The following is a 7,330-nucleotide window of genomic DNA, read 5'->3' on the forward strand; positions in this document are numbered from 1 at the left end:
CGTTTTTATTTATGCTTCTTTTTCAGTTCCTTCTTCCTCATCCTCCTGCACACCTTTTAAAATGAATGAGAACGGCAAAGCAATCAGCAAGACGATCGCTGACACGAAAAACGCTTCATTTAAAGTCTGCAGCGTTGCCGCCTGCATATCCATGTCAGGAGCAGCAGATACTTGAGCCCGTCTTACTTCATAATAAATCGAGAAAAAGACGATACCGAGTGATGAGGAAATCTGGCGGATGATATTATTCATCGCAGACCCTTGCGCGACTAAATGCTCAGGAATGGCATTCATTCCGGATGTTGTTGCCGGCATGTTTCCCATTCCCATACCAAGCCCGCGGATCGTGTTTAACAATAAAATCAGCCAATAAGGCGTTGATAAGTTCAAGAAACTTAACCCGAGCGTTGCCGCTGCCATAATCGTAAGACCAGGCGGTACAACATACTTCGGTCCTTTTTTATCAAGGATCCTTCCGCCAATGGACATGAAGATCCCGCTAGCTGCTGCAGCAGGCAGGAATAACAGCCCTGTCATGACTTCATTCAGTCCATACACATTTTGAATGAGTAACGGAAGCAGGAAAATTCCTGAAAACAAACCGATCGATGCCGCAGATGTTACGACAATCGAAACCGAATAGGTCGGTACCTTAAATACGGATAGGTTCAATAACGGATCGTCCTGACGGTTTTCGTACCATACAAAGAGTACAAGAGCCAATATACCACCAATGATCAGCAGAATGTTCAACGTATCAAACAGGCTGTCAATGTTTCGGCCGCGTCCTAAGGCAAACAGCACAGCTCCGATACCAGAAGTCACAATAATAAAACCAATTAGATCGAATTTCTTATTCGGATCCGTTTCTGTCGGTTCTAAAAATTTCGTTGATAAAATGAGTCCAGTAAGCCCAAATGGTATATTAAAGGCGAATAGCCACGGCCAGTCAAAATATTGTATCAAAAACCCGCCGATTGTCGGTCCGACAGCGGGGGCGACCATAGCCGCAACGCCGTATACTCCAACTGCTAATCCGCGTTCATAGCGCGGGAATGAATTGAAAATCAAGGCCATCGCAATCGGCATCATCAATCCACCAGCCATTCCCTGAACGGCACGGGATAGGATGACCATGCCTAAGGACCCTGAGAAGAATCCCATGATGGATCCCCCAATGAAAATAGCCAATCCAGCTAAATACACCTTTTTCTTACCAAACCGATCACCAAAATAACCGGTAAGCGGCATTGTCATTCCCATTGAAACCATAAAAATGGTCAGGATCCAGCCAACGGCTACCGCATTTGAATCAAAAATTTCAATAAATCGCGGCAAGATCGGGTTCAGCATACTATTATTTAAAATGACGGTAAACGTTCCGAAAAGCACAGAAACGACGACCAGCCATTTATTCGGAAGTTTGCTCATGCAAGATCCCTCACTTTCCTTCGATACACGAACTATTCTTTACTATACCACCACTGTTTTTGATTAACCATCATCCTGCCCATTCCATTCGATCTTTTTTTACTTTTTTCGCTATTAATTGGAGCAGTAGGAATGGAAAGGGTTTCTTCCTATGCAAACCCCTCTATTGTAACCGTTTAACTACAATTCCACATGTTTACAACTGGTCCTGAAGCGGGTACTTCACCTACGAACACACAAGGAGGTCGTTTTATAATGGGACGATTAGATAATAAAGTGGCTGTCGTCACAGGTTCCGCTACAGGGATCGGAGCAGCTACAGTGAAACTATATGCGAAAGAAGGGGCAACGGTCGTTTGTGCAGATGTCAACGAGGAAGATGTAAAGCAGACGGTCGATGAAGTGATAAATGATGGTGGACAAGCAGAGTTTTATTCCTTAGATGTATCCAAAGAAGAAAGTGTATCCGAATTTGCGGATTACCTCAATGATAAATACGGCAAGATCGATGTCTTATTCAACAACGCCGGCATCGATGAAGAAGGGGGAAAAGTGCACGAGTACCCGGTAGACCTTTTTGACCGGATCATTGCCGTCGATTTGCGCGGCACTTTTTTAACAAGTAAGTTCCTTCTTCCATTAATGATGGAACAAGGAGGTTCGATCATTAATACGTCCTCAATGTCTGGACGCGCAGCTGACTTGGACCGCTCCGGCTACAATGCGGCCAAAGGCGGCATTACCAATTTTACAAAAGCGATGGCGATTGATTATGCACGCGAAGGGATCCGTGTGAACTCCATTGCACCAGGAACGATTGAGACGCCGCTAGTCGATGAACTTGCGGGGACGAAGGAACAAGAAGAAGGACAGGAGTTTCGCGAAGCTCAGAAATGGGTCACACCAATGGGACGTTTAGGAAGTCCTGAAGAAGTAGCCAGTGTTGCTCTTTTCTTAGCTTCTGATGAAAGTTCCTATGTGACAGGCGAAGATATCGCTGTCGACGGAGGTATCATGGCTTACACATGGCCTGGTAAAATGCTGATCAATAAAAGCTGGAAAGAAAACACGAAATAAGAGTAAAAAGAGGATGCCGCTTGATAACGGCATCCTCTTTCTTTTATTCTTCCATTTCATCTAATGGGTAATGTTTTAAGAAATAGACGAGCGCCTGAAGTTCGATGGCCAGGTCAATGTGATGTACACGAACGTTCGAGGGGACAGAAATCCGGGCCGGTGTGAAGTTTAAAATCCCCGAAATTCCCGCTTCCACCAGGCGATCGGCAATGCCCTGTGCTTCTGATGCGGGTACCGTAAGAATCGCAACCGTTAGATCTCCCATCTTCTCTTCGAGATCATCGATATGCTCGACACGTACGCCTCCGACTTCAGTGCCGACGCGCTCACGGCTTGCGTCAAACGCTATTTCGATCTTCGTATTATTGTTTTTCGTGAAATTATAATTTAAGAATGCTGTTCCCAGGTTTCCGACCCCGATCAGCGCAACGCTTGTTGTCTCATCCTGATCGAGCGTCTTTCTGAAAAAGGACAGCAAATACTCGACGTTGTAGCCATACCCTTTTTTTCCGAGGGCTCCAAAGTAGGAAAAGTCTCTGCGGATCGTCGCAGAATCGACTTTGACCGCATCACTCAATTCTTTAGAGGATACACGCAGTTTTCCCTGGCTGTGCAAATTGTTCAGAAAGCGATAGTACAACGGCAATCGCTTCGCTGTCGCTTGAGGTATTTTTGTATGTTCCAAATCCATGGATTTCTGCCTCCTTTACCGATCGACCCGTTGGTAATCCCCACTTTTACCTCCTGTTTTTTCCAAAAGGTAAGTCGGACCGATGATCATTCCTTTATCCAGTGCTTTACACATATCATAGACGGTGAGAGCCGTCGCAGAAGCCGCCGTTAGCGCTTCCATTTCTACGCCTGTGCTTCCCTTAGTCTTCACTTCTACTTCGATGTGTAACGTATAAGCTTCATCTGTTTCCCAATCAAACGATACGTCAATCCCCTTTAGTGATAGTGGATGACACATAGGAATCCAGTCAGACGTCTTTTTCGCTGCCATAATACCGGCTACCTGGGCAACGGCAAGCACATCCCCTTTAGCCATCTCTTTATGGGTTACTTTATAATAAATCTCTTCATTTACCTGGACACTTGAGTGGGCAACAGCTGTACGCGCCGTTTCCCCTTTTTCAGAGATATCCACCATTCGTGCACGGCCTTGTTCGTTAAAATGTGTGAACTCTGACATGAAACGTCTCCTCTTTACGGTTTTCACAAACTTCCTGATTGCTACACTACTCTTATTCTACCAAAAAATCAAACGTTAGTCGTTAAAGATTTCACAAACTTTAAAGCCATTGTCTTGCTAGAAGAATCCAATATAAGATACACTTATTTCATTGAGGTGAAACGACATGATTCTCATGCAACTGAATCAATTGACGAAGCGTTTTGGTGCGGAGTTGATTTTATCGAATATTAAATTAGAAGTACAAATGAATGATCGGATTGCCATTGTCGGACGTAATGGCGCTGGAAAATCAACGTTACTTAAAATGATGGCCGGGGAAATGAGCTACGACTCCGGCGACATTTTCAAACCGAAAGAAACAACAGTCGGTTATCTTGCTCAAAATACAGGTCTCCAATCCGAAGAGACGATCTGGAATGAAATGGAGAACGTATTTACCCATCTGAAAGACTTGGAAAAAGAACTGCGGTCTATGGAAACTAAGATGGCGGACCCTGATTTGCTTGAAGATAGAGACAAGTACCAGCAGCTTCTCACAGAGTATGACCGCAAGCAGGAATATTTTAAAACAGCAGGTGGTTACCAGTACGAAACTGACATCAAAGCTGTCCTAAATGGTCTTAACTTCAAGGATTTTGATTGGAATACTCCGATCACATCTCTAAGTGGCGGCCAAAAAACAAGGCTTGCGCTAGGTAAGCTGCTTTTGACTAAACCAGATGTCTTGATTCTCGACGAACCGACCAACCACCTGGATATCGACACACTCTCCTGGCTTGAAGGCTACTTGCAAGGGTACGCAGGAGCTGTCGTTATCGTCTCCCACGACCGTTATTTCCTCGACAAAATCGTAAATACCGTTTACGAAATCGCTTTTCAATCTTCGAAAAAATATCACGGCAACTACAGTGATTATTTGAAAAAGAAAGAAGCCGATTTTGAAATCGAGATGAAACGATTCGAGAAACAGCAGGAAGAAATCAAAAAGATGGAAGACTTTATCCAGAAAAACATTGTCCGTGCCACAACAAGTAAACGGGCGCAAAGCCGCAGGAAACAGTTAGAGAAAATGGAGCGCATCGACAAACCGAAGGACGACAACCTGTCTGCGAAATTCAGTTTCCAAGTAGCTAAAAGAAGCGGCAATGATGTGTTGAGACTGCGTGACTACGGCTTTCGTTACGAACCCGATTCGCCTTACTTGTTCGAAAACCTCTCCCTCGAAGTGACCCGTGGGGATTCTATAGCACTTGTCGGACCGAACGGAGTTGGTAAAACTACGTTACTGAAGACACTCATCGGAGAACTTGAAGGCTCCAAAGGAGAAAAGATGATCGGAACCAACGTACAAATTGGTTATTACGATCAGGAGCAGACTAAACTGGACTCGAAGAAAACCGTTCTTCAAGAGCTCTGGGACGACTATCCGATGAAAAATGAGAAAGATATTCGTACGATATTAGGCAACTTTCTCTTCTCTGGAGAAGATGTCTTGAAACCCGTATCTGCTTTAAGCGGAGGCGAGAAAGCGCGCCTGTCCCTTGCGAAGCTGATGATGCAGGAAGCGAATTTCTTAATTTTGGACGAACCGACCAACCATTTGGACTTAGATAGTAAGGAAGTGTTGGAAGCAGCGCTTGTGGATTACCCAGGAACATTAATCTTTGTCTCTCACGACCGCTACTTTATTAACAAAATCGCCACACAAATTGTTGAAATGCTGCCAGGAGAAACAAAACTGTACCTTGGTGATTATGACTATTATGCTGAAAAGAAACAAGAGGAATACGAGCTTCAGCAAATTGAAGAAGCTGAACGCCTGAAAAATGAACCTGCCAAACAAGAGGTTCAGCAGAAGAACAGCTTCCAGCAAGATAAAGCGGCAAAACGCGAGGAGCGTAAGAAAAACCGACGCATCGCAGAAATTGAAGAAGAGATTGAACAGCTGGAAGCCGAGCTTGAAAAAAATGACGAGTTACTGTGCGATCCAGAAATCTATCAAGATCACGAGAAATCATTAGAACTGACTGAAGCCAACACCCAATACCAGGAGCGCATCGAAGCCCTCATGGAAGAATGGGAATCCCTGCATGAAGAGTAAAAGTACACACACCTCAGGTCATCCAGATTCTGGATGACCTGAGGTGGCTTTTTTTGCTAATTTCCTTTGTATAGAAATGTATGAACGGGATTTTACTATCCACAATGTTATCAACGTGTAAAGACGGTTATTATAGTTCCCAACAGGTTTATACACATTATCCACACTTACCAACAGAGTTATCCACATTTTTGTTAACGATTTCTTTACAAATTTTCATAGGCTTAATAAAAGTTATCCACTGAATAAATATACAATTGTGTATAACTATATTAAGAAAAGTGAAAATCCCTTATTTATGATCACGATAAGATAGGCACTATAGCTAGACAACTGTTCATAAAAAAAGCTTTTCTCCACAATTAGGAGAAAAGCTTTCTTAATCACGATCTTTGACCATATTTCTCTAAATCCAGGCCTGGATTGGCGTTTAAATCCCATCCAGCACGATGTCCCTGGTTAAATGCTACTGCCCCTGCAGCTGCAATCATGGCCGCATTATCTGTGCATAAGTGTAAAGGTGGAATAAGCAGTTCTGTGTCTAAATGTTCAAACTTTTCCACAAGAGCCGAACGCAACCCGCGATTGGCTGCTACTCCACCGGCCACAATCATCTGTTTAACCTCATATTCCGCTGCTGCACGATATGCTTTTGTGGATAACACATCCACAACACTAGCTTGGAAGCTAGCGGCTACATCTTCATCTTTCAATACTTCACCTTTTTGCTTCGCATTGTGAAGTCGATTGATCACAGCTGATTTCAATCCGCTGAAACTAAAGTCATAAGAGCCATCCTCCAGCCATGCGCGAGGAAAGTCAATCGTCTCCTTGCCTTCAGTAGCTAAGCGATCAATTTGCGGCCCCCCTGGATAAGGCAGTTTTAAAGTTCTTGCTACTTTATCATAAGCCTCACCTGCTGCATCATCACGCGTTTCTCCGATAATTTCAAACTTACCATGTTCACGCATGAGAATCAGTTCGGTGTGCCCACCTGAGACAACTAAAGCTAGCAAAGGAAACTCAAATTCTTTTTCCAAACGATTGGCATAAATATGACCGGCAATATGATGCACACCCACAAGCGGTTTCTGTTTAGAAAAAGCAATCGACTTCGCTGCATTGACTCCAACCAGCAAAGCTCCTACAAGGCCAGGACCTTCAGTAACCGCTACAGCATCCATATCATCAATCGTAAGTCCTGATTCGTCTAACGCTTCTTCTAAGGTTACTGTCATCTGCTCAATATGGTGTCTGGAAGCAATTTCAGGGACAACCCCACCGAATCGCTTATGACTCTCGATCTGCGAAGCCACCACATTGGTGACAAGCTCTCGCTCATTTTTTACTATCGCCACGGCTGTTTCATCACAGCTCGTTTCAATGGCTAAAATATATTGATCTTTACTCATTTTAATCCCACCCACATGACTAACGCATCTTCTCCGTTGTCCGTATAATATCGTTTCCGTACACCGCCAGGTACAAGCCCGAACTTCCGGTACATATGCTGGGCAGCAGTATTG

At 44.1% G+C, this 7,330-nt stretch carries 7 protein-coding genes (1 of these 7 running past the window's edge); 2 read left to right on the forward strand and 5 right to left on the reverse strand.

Going from position 1 to position 7,330, the window contains the following annotated elements; translation table 11 throughout:
- Positions 1-9: 9 nt before the first annotated feature.
- The gene (locus HM131_RS19120) at positions 10-1,431 is read right to left on the reverse strand and encodes an MDR family MFS transporter (protein WP_085031276.1); all 1,422 of its coding nucleotides are present in this window, start codon (positions 1,429-1,431) and stop codon (positions 10-12) included.
- Positions 1,432-1,686: 255 nt separating this feature from the next.
- On the opposite strand from HM131_RS19120, the gene HM131_RS19125 reads away from it, so the two are divergent.
- Complete coding sequence (locus tag HM131_RS19125) at positions 1,687-2,508, forward strand: SDR family oxidoreductase (protein ID WP_085031277.1); 822 nt, start codon at positions 1,687-1,689, stop codon at positions 2,506-2,508.
- 43 nt (positions 2,509-2,551) lie between these two features.
- Here HM131_RS19125 and HM131_RS19130 read toward each other — a convergent pair whose 3' ends face one another.
- On the reverse strand, positions 2,552-3,199 hold the full coding sequence (locus tag HM131_RS19130; protein WP_085031278.1) for a redox-sensing transcriptional repressor Rex: 648 nt from the start codon (positions 3,197-3,199) through the stop codon (positions 2,552-2,554).
- A 15-nt stretch (positions 3,200-3,214) separates the two neighbouring features.
- Complete coding sequence (gene moaC, locus HM131_RS19135) at positions 3,215-3,700, reverse strand: cyclic pyranopterin monophosphate synthase MoaC (protein ID WP_085031279.1); 486 nt, start codon at positions 3,698-3,700, stop codon at positions 3,215-3,217.
- Between the two features lie 166 nt (positions 3,701-3,866).
- On the opposite strand from moaC, the gene HM131_RS19140 reads away from it, so the two are divergent.
- The gene (locus HM131_RS19140; protein ID WP_085031280.1) at positions 3,867-5,804 is read left to right on the forward strand and encodes an ABC-F family ATP-binding cassette domain-containing protein; all 1,938 of its coding nucleotides are present in this window, start codon (positions 3,867-3,869) and stop codon (positions 5,802-5,804) included.
- Between the two features lie 383 nt (positions 5,805-6,187).
- Here HM131_RS19140 and tsaD read toward each other — a convergent pair whose 3' ends face one another.
- Both tsaD and rimI read right to left on the reverse strand, forming a co-directional pair.
- Entirely contained in the window at positions 6,188-7,216 is a 1,029-nt protein-coding gene (gene tsaD, locus HM131_RS19145) for a tRNA (adenosine(37)-N6)-threonylcarbamoyltransferase complex transferase subunit TsaD (RefSeq protein ID WP_085031281.1), read from the reverse strand.
- On the reverse strand, positions 7,213-7,330 hold the 3' end of the coding sequence (rimI, locus tag HM131_RS19150) for a ribosomal protein S18-alanine N-acetyltransferase (protein WP_085031282.1). Its footprint extends 326 nt past the window's final position; 118 of the gene's 444 nt are visible here — the last part of the coding sequence; its start codon lies off the right edge, out of view; it ends in the stop codon at positions 7,213-7,215. Before rimI ends, tsaD begins: the two co-directional genes overlap by 4 nt.

The sequence above is a fragment of the Halobacillus mangrovi genome (assembly GCF_002097535.1).
GTDB lineage: Bacteria > Bacillota > Bacilli > Bacillales > Halobacillaceae > Halobacillus > Halobacillus mangrovi_A.

What these genes read in the sequence shown, in the direction of transcription:
- HM131_RS19120 (WP_085031276.1), bottom strand. Translation starts at nt 1,431, where the DNA reads ATGAGCAAACTTCCGAATAAATGGCTGGTCGTCGTTTCTGTGCTTTTC.
- HM131_RS19125 (WP_085031277.1), top strand. Translation starts at nt 1,687, where the DNA reads ATGGGACGATTAGATAATAAAGTGGCTGTCGTCACAGGTTCCGCTACA.
- HM131_RS19130 (WP_085031278.1), bottom strand. Translation starts at nt 3,199, where the DNA reads ATGGATTTGGAACATACAAAAATACCTCAAGCGACAGCGAAGCGATTG.
- moaC (WP_085031279.1), bottom strand. Translation starts at nt 3,700, where the DNA reads ATGTCAGAGTTCACACATTTTAACGAACAAGGCCGTGCACGAATGGTG.
- HM131_RS19140 (WP_085031280.1), top strand. Translation starts at nt 3,867, where the DNA reads ATGATTCTCATGCAACTGAATCAATTGACGAAGCGTTTTGGTGCGGAG.
- tsaD (WP_085031281.1), bottom strand. Translation starts at nt 7,216, where the DNA reads ATGAGTAAAGATCAATATATTTTAGCCATTGAAACGAGCTGTGATGAA.